This window comes from Hyphomicrobium sp. (genome assembly GCF_035548195.1).
Classification (GTDB): domain Bacteria; phylum Pseudomonadota; class Alphaproteobacteria; order Rhizobiales; family Hyphomicrobiaceae; genus Hyphomicrobium_B.
The window spans coordinates 64,940-80,894 of record NZ_DASZTY010000005.1 but is presented as its reverse complement, the minus strand read 5'-3'; the positions used below and the strand labels follow the sequence as shown (position 1 = coordinate 80,894).

At 58.3% G+C, this 15,955-nt stretch carries 16 protein-coding genes; 13 read left to right on the top strand and 3 right to left on the bottom strand.

Annotation, left to right across the window (positions count from 1 at the left end; genetic code table 11):
* Nucleotides 1-18: 18 nt before the first annotated feature.
* The gene (gene phoB, locus VHB22_RS00720; protein WP_325455024.1) at nt 19-726 is read left to right on the top strand and encodes a phosphate regulon transcriptional regulator PhoB; all 708 of its coding nucleotides are present in this window, start codon (nt 19-21) and stop codon (nt 724-726) included.
* A gap of 22 nt (nt 727-748) precedes the next feature.
* Here phoB and VHB22_RS00715 read toward each other — a convergent pair whose 3' ends face one another.
* Complete coding sequence (locus tag VHB22_RS00715; protein ID WP_325455023.1) at nt 749-1,738, bottom strand: zinc ABC transporter substrate-binding protein; 990 nt, start codon at nt 1,736-1,738, stop codon at nt 749-751.
* A 196-nt stretch (nt 1,739-1,934) separates the two neighbouring features.
* On the opposite strand from VHB22_RS00715, the gene VHB22_RS00710 reads away from it, so the two are divergent.
* The 3 genes from VHB22_RS00710 to VHB22_RS00700 all read left to right on the top strand — a co-directional run bounded on the left by VHB22_RS00710 (nt 1,935) and on the right by VHB22_RS00700 (nt 3,605).
* A complete protein-coding gene (locus VHB22_RS00710; RefSeq protein ID WP_325455022.1) occupies nt 1,935-2,594 on the top strand; it encodes a DUF1007 family protein in 660 nt (219 codons plus the stop codon).
* A gap of 149 nt (nt 2,595-2,743) precedes the next feature.
* The gene (locus VHB22_RS00705; RefSeq protein ID WP_325455021.1) at nt 2,744-3,130 is read left to right on the top strand and encodes a thioredoxin family protein; all 387 of its coding nucleotides are present in this window, start codon (nt 2,744-2,746) and stop codon (nt 3,128-3,130) included.
* 142 nt (nt 3,131-3,272) lie between these two features.
* Entirely contained in the window at nt 3,273-3,605 is a 333-nt protein-coding gene (locus VHB22_RS00700) for a DUF2853 family protein (protein ID WP_325455020.1), read from the top strand.
* Here the strand turns inward: VHB22_RS00700 and VHB22_RS00695 are convergent.
* The gene (locus VHB22_RS00695) at nt 3,602-4,804 is read right to left on the bottom strand and encodes a pyridoxal-phosphate-dependent aminotransferase family protein (RefSeq protein WP_325455019.1); all 1,203 of its coding nucleotides are present in this window, start codon (nt 4,802-4,804) and stop codon (nt 3,602-3,604) included. The genes VHB22_RS00700 and VHB22_RS00695 overlap by 4 nt on opposite strands.
* Before the next feature lie 226 nt (nt 4,805-5,030).
* On the opposite strand from VHB22_RS00695, the gene VHB22_RS00690 reads away from it, so the two are divergent.
* Nucleotides 5,031-6,374: an amidase gene (locus VHB22_RS00690; RefSeq protein ID WP_325455018.1), complete on the top strand. Its 1,344-nt coding sequence runs from the start codon at nt 5,031-5,033 to the stop codon at nt 6,372-6,374.
* 242 nt (nt 6,375-6,616) lie between these two features.
* Here the strand turns inward: VHB22_RS00690 and VHB22_RS00685 are convergent, their stop codons facing one another.
* On the bottom strand, nt 6,617-7,585 hold the full coding sequence (locus VHB22_RS00685; RefSeq protein WP_325455017.1) for a D-glycerate dehydrogenase: 969 nt from the start codon (nt 7,583-7,585) through the stop codon (nt 6,617-6,619).
* 191 nt (nt 7,586-7,776) lie between these two features.
* On the opposite strand from VHB22_RS00685, the gene VHB22_RS00680 reads away from it, so the two are divergent.
* From VHB22_RS00680 to VHB22_RS00645, 8 genes are all read left to right on the top strand, one after another.
* Nucleotides 7,777-8,151: a hypothetical protein gene (locus VHB22_RS00680; protein ID WP_325455016.1), complete on the top strand. Its 375-nt coding sequence runs from the start codon at nt 7,777-7,779 to the stop codon at nt 8,149-8,151.
* A gap of 162 nt (nt 8,152-8,313) precedes the next feature.
* On the top strand, nt 8,314-9,960 hold the full coding sequence (locus tag VHB22_RS00675) for a tyrosine-protein kinase domain-containing protein (RefSeq protein WP_325455015.1): 1,647 nt from the start codon (nt 8,314-8,316) through the stop codon (nt 9,958-9,960).
* 348 nt (nt 9,961-10,308) lie between these two features.
* Nucleotides 10,309-10,764, top strand: coding sequence for a hypothetical protein (locus tag VHB22_RS00670; RefSeq protein WP_325455014.1), 456 nt, complete (start codon nt 10,309-10,311; stop codon nt 10,762-10,764).
* A 3-nt stretch (nt 10,765-10,767) separates the two neighbouring features.
* Complete coding sequence (locus VHB22_RS00665; protein ID WP_325455013.1) at nt 10,768-11,451, top strand: MotA/TolQ/ExbB proton channel family protein; 684 nt, start codon at nt 10,768-10,770, stop codon at nt 11,449-11,451.
* On the top strand, nt 11,451-11,903 hold the full coding sequence (locus tag VHB22_RS00660; protein ID WP_325455012.1) for a biopolymer transporter ExbD: 453 nt from the start codon (nt 11,451-11,453) through the stop codon (nt 11,901-11,903). Before VHB22_RS00665 ends, VHB22_RS00660 begins: the two co-directional genes overlap by 1 nt.
* A 17-nt stretch (nt 11,904-11,920) precedes the next feature.
* Entirely contained in the window at nt 11,921-12,700 is a 780-nt protein-coding gene (locus tag VHB22_RS00655) for a TonB family protein (RefSeq protein ID WP_325455011.1), read from the top strand.
* A 252-nt stretch (nt 12,701-12,952) separates the two neighbouring features.
* Complete coding sequence (locus VHB22_RS00650; RefSeq protein ID WP_325455010.1) at nt 12,953-13,789, top strand: HAMP domain-containing sensor histidine kinase; 837 nt, start codon at nt 12,953-12,955, stop codon at nt 13,787-13,789.
* Nucleotides 13,790-13,811: 22 nt separating this feature from the next.
* On the top strand, nt 13,812-15,815 hold the full coding sequence (locus VHB22_RS00645; protein WP_325455009.1) for an ATP-binding protein: 2,004 nt from the start codon (nt 13,812-13,814) through the stop codon (nt 15,813-15,815).
* Nucleotides 15,816-15,955 lie beyond the last annotated feature (140 nt).

The following is a 15,955-nucleotide window of genomic DNA, read 5'->3' as shown; positions in this document are numbered from 1 at the left end:
GGAAACGAAACGAACACCATGGCCGCCAAGATCATCGTTGTCGAAGACGAAACGCCGCTCGTCGAGCTTCTGACATATAATCTTCAGTCCGAAGGCTACGACGTCGTGCACGCCGGGGACGGCGAAGAAGCGGAGCTGCTATTGGCCGAGCAGAACTTCGATCTCGCCATCCTCGATTGGATGATCCCGAAGATTTCAGGCATCGAACTGTGTCGTCGTTTGCGGAACAGGTCCGAAACCCAAAGTTTGCCGATTATCCTGCTGACGGCGCGCGGTGAGGAAGCGGATCGCGTGCGCGGGCTGACGACCGGCGCAGACGATTACGTCACCAAACCTTTCTCGATCCAAGAACTAATGGCGCGCGTGAAAGCGCTTCTCCGGCGCTCCGCCCCGGAACGCATGAGCGATCTTCTTGTCTCCGGCGAGATCACGATGGATCGCGCGGCACACAAGGTAATGCGGGGAGTCCGCGAGGTTCGTCTCGGTCCGACCGAATATCGAATGCTCGAAGTATTCATGGAGAGCCCGCGCCGCGTCCTGTCACGCAATCAATTACTGGACCGCGTTTGGGGGCAGTCGGCTGAAGTCGACGAGCGCACCGTCGACGTCCACATCGGTCGCCTTCGCAAGTCTCTGATCCGCGGCAACGAAAGCGATCCGATCCGGACGGTCCGAGGCGCTGGCTATGTGTTCGATGGCCGCGAAGCGGAAACATCGGCCGGCTAACAAATACGCTGCGCCTGCAAACTCAGCTCTGCATGTCCAGGCAGTGCGTCAAATTATGCGCCAGCCCGCGCATAAGCGTGAAATAGAGTTCCGGTCCTGGCGTCAGCATAATTCCTTCCGCATCGAGCGTACCGGCACGTGCTGCAGTCCCCTCCGTCACGGCTGCGATGAGATTCGGCTGAAAACTCGGCTCGCTGAAAACACAAACGGCTCCAAGAGACGTAATCTTTTGGCGAACTTCGCTGAGACGCCGCGCACTGGGCGGCACTTCCGGACTGACCGTAATCGAGCCCGCGGCAGTCAGCCCAAAGCGGTTTTCGAAATATTGCGTCGCATCGTGAAAGACAATGAACGGCTTTCGCCGCGCACCGCTCAATTCAGCTGCCAGCTCCTGGTTGAGCGCATCGAGCCGCCGGTCAAGCGCCAGCGCGTTCGCTTTGAATTTGCTTGCGTCGTGAGGATAGCGAACCGAAACCGCCTTGGTCACGACGTCGACGATCGCTTTGGCATTCTGCGGATCGAGCCAGATGTGTCCATCCTTGCCCGTTTCATCGTGATGATCCGCATGTTCCTCGTGCCCGTCGTGATCATCATCGTCGGCATCGCCCGCGCCATGGGAATGTGAATGGGCCTCGAACGTGCCGCCGTGTCGCTGGTCGAGCAGAGTGATGCCCTGCGAATCGGCAAGCGTAACTACGGTCACGTTCGAAGGCAGAGCCTGCACGATTTTGCGCGTGAACGGCTCCATTGAATCGGAAATGCGGATAAAGACGTCGGCGTCGTTGATCGCACGGGCCGTCGAAGGCCTCAAAGTAAAAGTATGCGGAGACGCTGATCCATCGACCAGGAGCGTCGGCGAACCGACGCCTGCCATGATCTGGCTAACAAGAGCATGCACAGGCTTGATCGTGACCACCACTTTCGGCGCTTCCGCCGACGAAGCCGAGCTACCGATAAGTGTTAAAAGCAAAAGGGCACCAGCGATGTGCCGCGCCACGCGAAGAATTGCCATCTAAAAGCTCTCGAATTGCATTACAAAATATATAATATAACAATTCTTGAAGGTCCCACAAGCTGGTTCAACCCCAACGGGCGAAAGCCCGAGGGGAAAAGTCCGTGTCGCATTGTCGCCACCTTCCCGGTGCGAGACATCGATGGAATCGCGGCTGGATGTAACGCCGTGCGGCTTATACAAACGAGGTCGATGCGTGATTTCGAACGCGACGTTTTTCAGCACGCTGCTCGCCCTGCTGATGGTGTGGATGCCCATGACGGCGTCCGCGCACCCTCACATGTGGATCACGTATGAGCTGACCGTCGACTACGACAAAGGCATGGTCACCGGCGTCGACCACGTGTGGTCGTTCGACGACGCCTACGCCGGCATGGCACTCGAAGGATTGGATACCAACAACGACGGCAAATACGATCAGAAAGAGCTCGCGCCCCTTCTGAAGGTCAACATGGATGGACTGAAGGAATTCAACTATTTCACGGTTGCGAAACTCGGGGATGAAGAGCTGGCCTTTTCGCCGCCGACCAACGCGCGCTTGGAGTACAACAGCAAGAAAGTGCTGAGCCTGCACTTCCATCTCTCGCTCGTGAAACCGGTATTTGCGGATGCGCAAGGATTGACGTTCGCAGTTTTCGATCCCTCCTATTTTATCGACTTCGAGCCGGAGAAAACCAATGCCGTAAAGCTCGCCGCAGCACCGCCTGGCTGCAGAGCCTCTCTGATTGATCCGGATGCCCAAAAGATCGATGCGCAATCGAAAAAGCTCGGCGATGCGATCGCTCAGCAATTCGGCGGAGCCGCAATCGGATTCGGCAGCTACAAAACCGTGGCCATCACCTGCAAAAAGTCGTAGCTACATCCGTGTTCATTGCGGCTGCCACAGGCTTTTCCGAGCGTCGCTCTTTGAAACGCTGATTAACTAGGCCCTTAGATTTTAGCCTCGTGACCGCAGCCTGGCGCTAACAGATACGGGTCCGATTACGCGTCTGCCGGAGAAATCCAATGCGCATAGCCCTTGCCGCTGCATTGACTCTGATGCTCTTCATACTGAGCAGCGCTACCCGCGCCGGCCTCGACACGGCAAACACGGCTGCAAGCAGCGCATTCGAATTAATCGTCATCGAAGCTGATGGATGCACCTATTGCGGACTATTTCGCCATCAGGTACTGCCCGCATACGAGACGTCCGAGCAAGGACAGTCAGCACCGGTTCGCTTCGTCGACGTCAACGACATCGGTGCGGCGCATCTCGATTTCAACTCGCCCGTCGATATCGTTCCGACCTTCGTCCTCGTGAAATCAAATCACGAGGTCGGGCGCATTTCGGGATATGTCGCCCCCGAGGATTTATTCCGTTCCGTTAACTACCTGCTCAGGTCGGCACCCTGAGTTTTTCCTTTAACCAGCAGACGGATTCCGCAGTCTCCATCGATAAATTGAGCGTTCAAGCCTCGCCTTTATTTGGCCGCGGCGCTAATGTCGCATGTCTAAAGGTGGCTGAGGATGGGGCCAGCAAAAGAGGAAAAGTCCGATGAACTACGCAGACGACATCAAACGCTATCAGCCGAACGTCGATGAGAAGGCCGTCGCGGCGATTGTCAAACACTTGGGCATCGCCCTCAAGAGCGCCGATGCGTCCCTCGTCTCCTGCTCCAGCAAAGATGAACTCGCCACCGTGCGCGATAGCTGGCTGAAGAAGAAACTCGGACTGACCGACGACGATGCCAAGCTCGACAAGTTGATCGCGGATGTCTGCGCCACAATGAAAGCCGACTCGCGCAAGCAGCGCGTGACCTTCTATTATCTCGCAGCGGAAAAAGCCGGTAAGCTCGCAAGCCTTACCGGCGCGTCGGCAGCCGCTTAGGCCGCCGCAGCTTTCGTCGTATCGGCCGTCTCCGCGATATAGCTCATTGCGGCAGCGACGCCGCCCTTCTTGTGAGGGACACCCGCAAGCTCAAAGCCCATCTCGACTCCGGTCAAGGCTCCGAGAATGGTGAGTTCGTTGGTATCGCCGAGATGACCGATACGGAAAGCCTTGCCTGCAATTTTATTCAGCCCCGTGCCGAGCGACATGTTGAAGTTGTCGAGCACGATTTTACGATAGGCGTCGGCATTATAGCCTTCCGGCATGATAACCGTCGTCACCGCAGGCGAATAATACTTCGGATCGCGGCACTGAATATCGAAACCCCACGCCGTAACGGCGCGGCGTGTCGCTTCCGCCAGACGCTTGTGACGCGCAATAACGCGATCGAGCCCTTCGTCGTTGATCATATCGATCGCCTCGGCAAGCCCATAGAGCAGCCCGGTCGCCGGAGTATACGGAAAAAAGCCGTTCGAATTCATCGACAGCATGTCGTCCCACGCGAAGTATGATCGCCGCAGCTGGGCCGACTTGGAAGCTTCGATAGCCTTGGCGCTGATCGCCGTGAACGACAGCCCTGGCGGTACCATCATGCCTTTCTGCGAACCGGCGACCGTGACATCGATGCTCCAGTCGTCGTGACGAAGCTCGGCAGCCGCGAGCGACGAGATCGCATCCGCCATCAAGAGCGCCGGATGCTTCGCGGCATCCATAGCCTTGCGCACCTCATCGAGTCGCGTCAGGCAACCCGTGGACGTTTCGTTGTGAACGACGCACACAGCCTTAATCTTGTGCGCCTTGTCGGCACGCAAAGCTTCTTCGATTAGGTCGGCATCGGCGCCGATTCGCCAATCCGTCGGAATAACCTGGGTCTTCAGTCCGAGGCGCGTCGCCATGGCTTCCCACAGCACTGCAAACTGGCCCGTTTCGCACATCAGCACCGTATCGCCGGGCGACAGCGTATTTGTCAGCGCCGCTTCCCACGCACCCGTCCCTGACGACGGATAGATGATGACGTGACCCTGCGTCTTGAACAAACCTTTGATGCCGCTCAGCACGCGCCGTCCGAGCTGCTGAAACTCAAGACCGCGATGGTCGAGGATCTGCCGGGACATGGCCGCCAGAATCCGTTCCGGCACGGGCGTCGGCCCTGGAATTTGCAAAAAATGCCGGCCGGGGCGGCGAGGCTCTCTGGTCATTCTCGTCCTCAGGGGTCTTGTGAATGCGTTTCCGGGTTGTCCTAGTACGCCGCCGCGTCGGAGACAATTGGCAGAAGAGCCCAGTTCGGGGCTCCGCCAGCGCTTTTTGTCTCGGGCGGCCATAAGGGCATCTTCTTCGGAGCTCTAATCGTCCGCAACTTGCATCTTCCCGCCCTCTGGCGCATCAAGCGCCGAGCTGAACGGGCGAATTCGTGAAAGCACTTCTATGAAGCAACCAGCACTCGAACGGCTTAATGCCGCATCTGCGCGCCAGAAGCTCGAAAGCGGCGAGCTGACATCCGAAGCGCTTGTTTCAGCCTGTCTGGCGCGAATAGCCGAGCGGGATGGCGAGGTCGGCGCTTGGACAACCTTCAATTCCGAACGTGCACTGAACGAAGCCCGGGCAAGCGACGCACGTCGAACACAAGGCCGCGCCCTATCGCCGCTCGATGGCATCCCGGTCGGCGTCAAGGACATCATCGACACGAAGGACTTTCCGACCGAATTGGGCTCCGAGGTTTTTACCGGACGCCAGCCCGATGCCGACGCCTTCATCGTATCCGAATTGAAAGCCGCGGGCGCCATCATCGTTGGAAAGACGGTAACGACCGAGCTTGCGTTCTTCGGTCCGGGAAAAACGCGTAACCCGCATGACCTCGAACGGACGCCGGGTGGATCGTCGTCAGGTTCCGCCGCTGCCGTCGCCGACCGTCAGGTGCCGCTCGCTCTTGGAACGCAAACCGCCGGCTCAACAATCCGCCCTGCCTCCTATTGCGGCGTCGTCGGCTTCAAGCCGACATTCGGTTACACGTCGCGATCGGGTGTTCTGCCGCAATCCGCGCCGCTCGATACCATCGGCGGATATGCACGATCCGTCGAAGATATCGCGCTGCTTTTCGATGCCATCAGCGCGTTCGACTCTTCGGACCTCGACATGTCACCCGGGGAAAAGCCTTCACTCGCCGCCGCACTGATCGAACCGCCAAACCGCGTCTCGAGATTTGCCTTCATCAAAACACCGGCATGGCCACAAGCGGACGTGGCGATGAAAACCGCCTTCGAAGCTTTCGCGGGCGGTTTCGGCGCCCGCGCGGAAATCGTCGACGTGACGCTGCCCGCCGAATTCGAAGACATCCTCCGTCTGCCCCAGATTGTCCAGTTCTACGATATCGCGAAAAATTACGGGCCGATCGCCGATGCGAACCCGGATCGCGTCTCGGCAAAGCTCAAAGAAATTATCGCCGAAGGCCGCACGTTCTCGGCCGCCGATTACGCCGCCGCGCGCGCCGACCAGGACAGCTTATACGAAGTCTTACGCCCGGTACTCGCCGATTACGACGCGATCCTGACGCCAGCCGCGGCTGGACCGGCTCTCGTCGGCCTCGCCGCCACCGGCAGCCCGATGTTCAATGCACTCTGGACGTACCTCGGCATGCCTTGCATCTCGTTGCCATTGCTGAAGGTCGAGAACCTGCCCGTCGGCGTGCAACTCGTCGGCACCCGCGGCAACGACGCCAACCTACTCCGCACCGCCTCCTGGCTGATGCAGGAGCGTCAGCGCGAGGCTTGACGATCAAAGATGACCTATCTCAAGCGGTGGCCGCGGAAATTGGAACTGACGCTGATCGAAAACATCAATCCGCGATGGCGGTATTTGGCGAACGAAATTATCTGATGAAGGTTACGTTCCTTTCCCACACGTCATGGCCGCCCTCCAAGGCAGCCATCCAAGGCTGCACGCTCGGACATCGAACCTCATAAAAAATGGCCAGGACTAGCCCGGCCATTTCGTGAAATCATATCCGCCTAAGCTCAAGTGAGCTTGAACGGCATCTCCTTGCCGGCGAAGAACGCGTCGATGTTGTCGAGCGATTCAAAGCCCATCTGATTGCGCGCCTCGATCGCCGCCGATCCCAAGTGCGGGAACAGAAACGTATTCGGCAAATCGTAATAGCCTTCGTTGATCTTCGGCTCGCCCGCGAACACGTCGAGGCCCGCATACGCCAACCGGCCCGACTTCAGCGCCGCAATCATGTCCTCATCGTTGACGAGATCGCCGCGTGCGGTATTCACGACGATGGCGCCCTGCGGCAGCTTCTCGATCGTCGCCTTGTTGAAGAAGCCGCGCGTCTCGGGCGTCGATGGCGCATTAATCGAGAAGAACTGCGAAACCTTCAGCAGGCTGTCGAGGCTATCGTGATAGGTCGCGTTGTACTTCGCTTCGACTTCCGGCTTGGCGCGGTAGATGTCGTAGTAGTGGATGTCCATGTCGAAGCCCCGCGCGCGCTGCGCAAGCGCCTGACCGATCTTTCCGAACCCGTAAATGCCGAGCTTCTTGTTGTCGAGGCGCTGACCGACGAGCTGCAGCGGCTGCCAGCCCGGCCACGACCGCGTGCGGATCATTTTCTCGCCTTCGCTCGCGCGACGCGCCGAACCAAGCAGCAGCAGCATGGCGATTTCCGCCGTCGCAACGGTGACGCCGTGCGGCGCGTTGCCGACCTTAATCCCCTTCGCCTTGCACGCATCGAGGTCGATGTGGTCGAAGCCAATCGAAAACGTCGAGATGCATTTGATGTTATCGGGCATCCGGTCGATGACATCCTTGCGGCACTTCTCGTTCAGCGTAATGAGCAGTGCGTCGACGTTCTTTGCCGTTTCGAGCATTTCGTCGATGGTGATTTTTGGATCGTCCCCATGTGCGATGACGTCGTAGGAGGCGCGGGCGCGAGCCATGGCGGCTTCCGGCAAAGGCCAGGTGATCAGGATCTTCTTTTTCGACATGAGAATAAGGGTCTCCGGGCATCCAATTGCGTTCGCAGGTCCCGCTTGTGCCCGACCGGAGCGAGCCTGACAAGTCCGCCGGCGCGACGCGCTGCATCGCAACCGAGCAACCGGCAACGTTTTGTTCACTACGATAGGCGCAATGTTCCCGAAAGAAAGAGCCCGACGGCTCTCGCGTTTCAGGCACTGCCATGCGCTTCTTCGTTATTGTTTTGATCCTCCTGGCCAGCCTCAAGGTCTGGGCTCAGGACCGCGTCTATCGTTCGGTCATGGGAGAGGCCCTCGTCTCGGCTTACCGCGACCGTGCCATCGAAGTTTGTCGCAAGCAGACCACAAAAAAAGCGCCAGCGGCCGGTGCACACACCGTCGCAACCCTTTGGACCGCCAACTCTCCCGCCGAAGTTCGTATGGGAGACCCCGACGTCGACGTCGCGCTTTGGGATACGCAAAATCCTCTCTGGTCCCAGCGCTTCCGCAATCCGCACCTTATATTGACGGCCGCTGGAGAACCGGGCGCCCACTGCGCCTACGATCTCCACGCCGGAGTAGCGATCTTGTCGCCATAGGCCGCCGACGCGCCGCCGATCGTTAATACTCCCTTAACCTCCGAAAAGAGCCTGTTCACTTTTCGCTACGAAAATGAAGGCGCGAATCGAACGGCGCCCGACTAGGCACAATCCGCCGCTTCGACGCTTGGCACGGGACGCCGGGATCGGCATTGCGGATGCATGGAGCCGAAGGATCGGAAGGTTAGGAAACGCGATAGCGGCGGAGCCCCAAGCTTCGTTTGCGCCCGTGCGGCCGTTTACCGGCGCCTGAAGGCCATCGTCGCTTTTCCGGTCTTCGTCGCACTTGCCGCTGCTGCCATTACATCGGCGCTTCCGAAACGCTACGACGCGTCAGCCACCATACAGATCGATCCACGCCAAAGATCGCAATCCGATGCCACAAATGGAAGTCCCGGCTTCGGCACAAGCCAACCGACCATTGAAGCCGAACTCCAAACTGTGAAGTCGGAACCCGTTATCCGTCGCGTCGTACAAAAATTGCATCTTGACCGGGACGCCGAATTCAAACCCTTCTGGCCGCGATCGTGGTTCATCGGGTTGCTCGCAGCCCCCCGAACACCCACCGAGTCGGCACTCTACGACCGCCTTTCGGTTTCGCGTATCCGCAACACGCTGCTCGTCAAAATCCGCATCTCATCTGGCGATCCGGCAAAGTCGGCGCGCGTCGCAAACGCCATAGCGCAAGCTTATGTTGAGGATCATGCCGAAGCCAGATCATCGCTGGAAACAGCGAAATCGATCCTTGACCCAAAGCCCGATACCGCCGCTGACAACAGCGGTTCACTGTCGCCGTCCGAACGCGTCTTCCAGACACTCTTGGCCGAATACAAAGCCCTCGAACTGCCCGGACCGCGCATCGTCGCGAAGGCAGAGCCGCCACAGACCCCCGCTGCGCCAAACAGCAATCGGATCGTCGCGATCAGCTTCTTGCTTGCGCTCGGCACGGCGGTTGCGATCGCACTTCTTCTCGAATTTGAATCCTCTGCGCGCATGCGAACGTCGCGCGTTCGCTCTGTCTTGTCGTGTCCGCACATGACGTCGCTACCCGTGATCGAGGGAAATGAGATCGCTTTGTCTCAGCGCGCATGCCGCTTTGTTCTGGCCGATCCCGCAGGCGACTATGCAGAAGCCATACGCAAAACCTGTCGCAAGCTCGAAATGCGCCGCGGCGGAGCCCAGTCCCGACTGATACTCGTTGTCTCGGCGCTTCCCGGCGAAGGCGCCGAATGTTTTGCATCGAACATTGCCCATCAATATGCGATGGCCGGCCACGCACCGCTTCTTGTCGACGCCGACCTGCGCTCCCGAACGCTGACGCGTCAGCTTGCCGAAAACAGTTCGTGCGGAATTCTCGATCAGATCGCCAGCCGCCGGCCGGTCGAAAAGGCCATCCTCCGCGATTGTGCGACAGGTCTGCACTTCCTGCCCGCATCGGGCCAGGAGCCTATCTCGATCCCGGTGCCGGACGTGCTGCGTTCAAAGGCGTTCACTGAGGCCATCGCCGCCTTGAAGGAGAACTTCGTCACCATCGTGCTAGCCGCCCCGCCGCTTTTGAGCGCTCCTGACGCGCACCTTTTGGCCGAGCTGGCGGACGAAATCGTCTTCGCGACCGCTTGGCAAAGGACGCCGAAACGTCTTTCGAAAAAAGCATTGGCGTCGTTGAAAACGCATCAGCAAAAACTGGCCGGAGCCGCGCTGACCGAAATCCGAGAGCAGCAGGACGAATCGATCATGAGCCTCTACGAGGTCCTCGAAGAAATGCGCGGCGTCCCTGCGCTGTCCCACTTCGACCGGACCGCTGCTTAATAGGCATTACTGCGACAAACCGTACACCTGCTAGCCGCGGGCTTACCGCGTTGTAGAAGCAGAAAACCAACGTGGCAAAATTGGCACGCCAATCGATAACGACGAGGCAGCAAATCCGGGAATAATTTCCTGAAATAGGGTGGGATTATTTCCCGATGATTGAGTATCCGCAGTGCACCCTTAACGCTCGTCGCTACACCTGAAAATCATTCTAATTCAAACACTCTTGGCGTGTGCCGGAGACGCGGCGAAATTAGCAACTCTTACACATTTGATACTGGCAACGAGTGGTCAAAATGGCTACACGCATTTTGGCAATCATCACTTCCGGAAATAGAAAGTCATAGCGTGGTCAGAACTCTGAAGCGTGTCCTGTTGCCTTTTGCGATAGTTGCGTCCGTATCGTTCGCAGCACCGATGGCAAGCGCCGATCCGCAGACAACCCCGCCAGCCGGGGGCTCTGTGAACCTCGAATTGAACAAACTTGAACCCGTCAACGGCAATTGCCGTGCATATGTCGTCGTCGATAACAAAAGCGAAACGACGTTCAAGTCGTACAAAATCGACTTGGTGTTGTTTCAGACTGACGGAATTATCGGAAAGCGCTTTTCGATCGATCTGGCGCCGCTGCGTCCGCACAAGAAAACGGTCAAGCTTTTCGATATTGACGGATTGGCCTGTGACAAGATCGGGTCCCTCCTCGTCAATGACGTGATGGAGTGCAAGTCGGATGCGGGAGCGGCCGAAAACTGCCTGCAGAACCTGACCACATCCACACTCGGAAAAGTTCAACTATCAAAGTAAGCGGTGATCGACTTGTATCTCTTGGCAGAAGAAATCGCAGCGCGCGACTTGTCGATTCTCGGGTTGTTCCATCACGCCGACATAGTCGTGAAGTGCATAATCCTAGGGTTGCTTGCCGCCTCCGTTGTGTGTTGGGCGATGACCTTTGAGAAATTGATCCGTGTCTGGCTCATCAATCGCGAAATCGGCGCACTGGAAAAGAGCAGCAAGAACGGAACGCTCCCCAAGGCGAAGTCGAACGGACTGATCCGTGCGATCGTCGACGCTGCCCGCACCGAGTGGACGGAAGGCGCTCATGATGGCACCAGCGGCGAAGTCCGCGACCGGCTTGAACTGGCAATGCGAAGCGCCACGAAGCGTCAATTGAAAGGTATCGAACAGGGCTTACCCTTTCTCGCGACGCTCGGATCGGCAGCGCCGTTCATCGGCCTGTTCGGCACAGTGTGGGGCATCATGAACTCGTTTACGTCGATTGCGCAATCGAAGGATACGAGTTTGGCCGTCGTCGCCCCCGGCATCGCCGAAGCCTTGTTTGCGACCGCCATCGGACTTGCCGCTGCGATCCCCGCCGTTATTTTCTACAACCAGATTACAGTCGCTCTTGGCCGCGCAGCCGATCGCATTGCACCCGCCATTGTCGGTCTTGCACGATCGCTGTCACGCAGTGGCGTCGAGGGTATAAACTGATGGGAATGTCCGTTGGAAGCGGGGCGTCTGGAGACGACGACAGTGGCTATAAGCCGCTCGCCGAAATCAACGTCACGCCATTCGTCGATGTCATGCTCGTGCTGCTGATCATCTTCATGGTCGCAGCACCGTTGATGGTCCAAGGCGTGCCGCTAGAGCTTCCGAAGACATCTGCGACCAAGCTCGGCGCCATCAAGAAACCGATGGTCGTTTCACTTGCACCAGACGGCAAACTTTACGTTCGCGACGAAGAAGTCACACCGCAGACACTTGTTTCGCGCCTGATGGAGATCAAATCGAAGGAAGGCGACGGTATCGTCTACGTGCGCGCCGACCGTAAAATCGCATATGGCGATGTGATGGAATTGCTTGGAAAGGTCGGAGAGTCGGGCTTTTCCCGCGTTTCCCTCCTTTCGCAGCCTTCGCCGTCGGCAAAAACCGCAACGAACTGAAGCCGCAGGCTGTTGGAATGGACTGGCTTCGATGGACTGCCATTGTGTTGTCGTTGATCCTTCACGGATCGATAGGCTACGCGATGCTTCCAAAGCTGCAACAGGCGAATAACGAGGCCCTCGATCTTGGCAAGGGAACGGACATCGTCCTCGTCCAGCAGGGTGTTGCGGAAGAAGGCATATCCAAGCTCGGCGACGCTCAGGAGACCATCGAGACGGCCGAAGTAGCGCCTGTCCAGGCTGCTCCACCTCCCCCACCGCCGCAGGAGGTGAAACCCGATGAGCTGCGCGACGTCATTTCGTCGGAAGCAAGCAAGGTTGAACAACAAGTCGTAAAGACGGACGACCCGCCGCCGCTGAAGGAACCACCGCCCGCGACGGAGCCGCCTCCCCAAGAACCTCCTCCGCCGCTAAAGGAGCCGCCTCCGCCCGACACGGTGCAGGCCCAGGCCCAACCCGAACAAGTTGCCGTCGTTACGCAGCAGAGTTCCGGCGAAGCCAAATTCGGTGGCAACGCCAAGCTGCTCGGTCTCTATCTCGGCAAAATCAACAATCACGTGCAGCGGGCAAAGGTAAACCCCCGTTCATCCGTCGCCGGGACCGTCATCATGCGGTTCACCATTGGCGTTGATGGGCAACTTCTTTCAAAGGAAATTGCCAAGAGTTCGGGTTCGAAGATCCTGGATGCGGCGGCAACCGCCGCCCTCGACCGCGCCGCGCCGTTTCCGCCGATTCCACCGGAAATCAGCATCAAACCCCTGGCCTTCACTCAACCGTTCAAATTCATAATGCGTTAACGCATTGGCCCGGCTTCGGAGCAAACATTCATATCTTATTTTTCTTAAAGCTCATCAATTCCTGGAAAGTGCCCACCAAGTGCGCTGATCGACGAAACTTCGCCTAGGACGTGCGGGTTACGCGATTGATCCATAGGCAGTCTTAACCTCGAGTTAGGTACTCGCCCATAGATTGAAGTTCGTCACCAGCGCCGCGCTAGGCTGTATCATATGCTTTTCGGTTCTGCCGGAAACACCAGGAGTAATACTCTGATGACGGAATACTCGTCGCTGTTAAGCGATGCGGTATTACGCCATCGCGCGCGCATTGCAGAGCACTCGGCTCGTATCGAGGCTGAACTCGCAAGCAAGGTGAAATCCGAATTTATCGCCAACATGAGCCACGAGCTCAAAACGCCGCTCAACACCGTGATCGGCTTTTCCAAATTATTGACGCAGCATCAGGAACGCCGTTTGCCGGATAAGGAAATCGTGGAATATGCGACGCTCATCCACGATGCCGCCGGCCACCTCTTGTCGGTCATCAACGACATTCTGGATATCTCCAAACTGCAAAGTGGCAAATACGTTATCGATAGTCGCGAGATAGATATCGAGAATATCCTGAGGGATTGTCTCGAAGAATTCCGGCACACGGCCGACGCAGCGCAAGTAACTTTCGCGCCCGAGATTGCCGCCGATCTGCCACCGATCCGCGGCGACGCGACGAAACTGAAACAGATCTTCGGCAATATCCTGTCGAACGCCATAAAATTCACGCCGAGCCGCGGAACGGTCACCGTCAAGGCGCTACGCACAGCAAACGAGTGCGCCGCCATCGTCGTGCGCGACAGCGGTGTCGGCATGAGCCTGGAGGAAATCAAAGTTGCAATGACGCCGTTCGGCCAGGTCGACGGCGGCCGTTCGCGCTGGCGCGAGGGCGCGGGCCTCGGACTGCCCATCGCCAAAGCACTCGTGGAACTGCACGGTGGAACCGTCGAAATCCATTCGCAGCAGAACGAAGGCACGGAAGTTGTAGTCACACTTCCCGGACGCGATAGCCCAACTGCCTCAGCTATTGGACTGGGTATCCGAAGTCCGGCTGCATGAGCCTGCAGAAAGAAAACAATCCATGAACAATCAGCTGGATAGCGTCCGCCCCTCGGAAACGTCAATCGGACGTATTGTGTCGGTCAACGGATCAAAAGCGATCGTGTTGCTCGATAATACGAGCGATCCGCGCACACGCGAGAGTACAGAGCGGCCCGACATGGGTACGCTGATTGCAATAGATACACCGACCACTCTTGTACTCGCGACCGTCTCCGCTTTGAGCGTACCTGTTCCATCGCAGCGCGACGGCGACGGAGAGGTTTGGATTGCCGAGATCGGCCTCGTCGGCGAGCTGACGAAAGACAAAAACGACAAGCACACGCAATTCAATCGCGGCGTCACAGTCTATCCTGCTCTCGGCGACCGTGTGCGTCTGGCATCGAAGTCAGAACTTGAGAACGCGTTTTGCAACGGTTCCAGCCAAATGGTCCGCGTCGGCTCTATCCGCCAGGATAGTTCCATCCCAGCCATGTTGCGCGTCGATGAGTTGCTCGGCAAACACTTCGCCATTCTCGGCACAACGGGCACCGGAAAGTCCTGCACGACGGCGCTCATCCTTCGGTCGATTCTGGAAAAGAATCCGGCCGCTCATGTCGTCTTGCTCGATCCTCATAACGAATACGCCACTGCCTTCGCCGAATGGGCCGAAGTCATCTCGCCTCGCAACATGCACCTGCCGTATTGGCTGCTGACATTCGAAGAAATCGTCGAAGTCCTTGTGGGCGACGGTGAGCACAAGACCGAAGCCGATGTCCTCCAGGAATTGATCCCCGTCGCCAAGAGCCGCTACGCGAACAACCGCTTAGGCGACACCGCAAAATCGCGGCGCACATTCGATCCCGCGCGCTTCACGGTGGACACGCCTGTACCCTACCGCATCTCCGACCTCGTTTCCTTGATCGACGAGCGCATGGGCCGTCTCGAAAACAAAAGAGACCTGACGCCCTATCGCAACTTGAAACACCGCATCGAAACGGTGTCGCAGGATGCTCGCTACGCTTTCATGTTCGGTTCGCTCACGGTCTACGACGGCATGGCTAAAGTGCTGGGTCGCATCTTCCGCGTTCCCGTCAACAACAAGCCGATCACCATTCTGGAGCTGACCGGTATCCCCTCCGAGATCGTCAATGTCGTCGTTTCGGTTCTCTGCCGGTTGACCTTCGACTTCGCGCTCTGGAGCGAAGGCCAGGTTCCGGTAACGCTCGTGTGCGAGGAAGCGCACCGCTATGTCCCCGCAAACGCTTCGCTCGGCTTCGAGCCCTGCAAGCGCGCCATCGCCAAGATCGCGAAAGAGGGGCGCAAGTACGGCGCATCGTTGTGCATCGTGACCCAGCGCCCTGCTGAAATCGATCCGACGATTCTCTCTCAGTGCAACACCGTCTTTGCGTTACGCATGTCCAACGATCGCGACCAGGAAATCGTAGCTTCCGCCGTAGCCGATACGGGAGCGGGTCTTCTTGAATTTCTCCCGGCCCTCGGCCAACGCGAGGCTATCGCATTCGGCGACGGCATGTCGCTGCCGGTGCGCATCCGATTCGACGAGTTGCCTCGTCACGCGCTGCCGCGCTCATCGACGGCTCGCTTCACCGAACGTTGGCAGAAATCTCTCGGGGATGATGGCTTCCTGGATCGGATCGTCGAACGCTGGCGCATGTCCGGCATTCCATCCGGCGATAATTCACACGGCCTGTCGATGATGGCCGATGCGTTAGGCCTGACCGGCAGCCCAAACAGCGAACCGGATGTTACCGAACCAGCGCTCAGCGACTCGCCGGTCGAGAGACAGGCTGCACCACCGCGTCCGCAAAATGCGGCTCCGCGGAGGGAGGTATCTTCGCAGTCTCCGGGCACCGCACCGCATGCTCCATCCCAAAGCCCCGGAAACATAGTGCCCCCTACAGCTGCGCGGGCACCACGCGCCGCAGCGCCGGCTTCCGCCCCAAAGACCCGCTCGGAGGGTCCAATGGCAACAGCGGTCTCCTTGCGCTCGCTCCGTGACAGGCTGACGCGTCCGCACGGCTGAGCTTAGCCGTCTTTCCGTTCAATCCTTGCATCAATCCCGGCAATCCGTTTCTTGTGAATACCGGAATTCAGCGGCAGAGGCTGAATTTTGACGGCGGAACCAGGATTAAGGTTTCGCATGGCGTGGCCGCAGCTTACCCT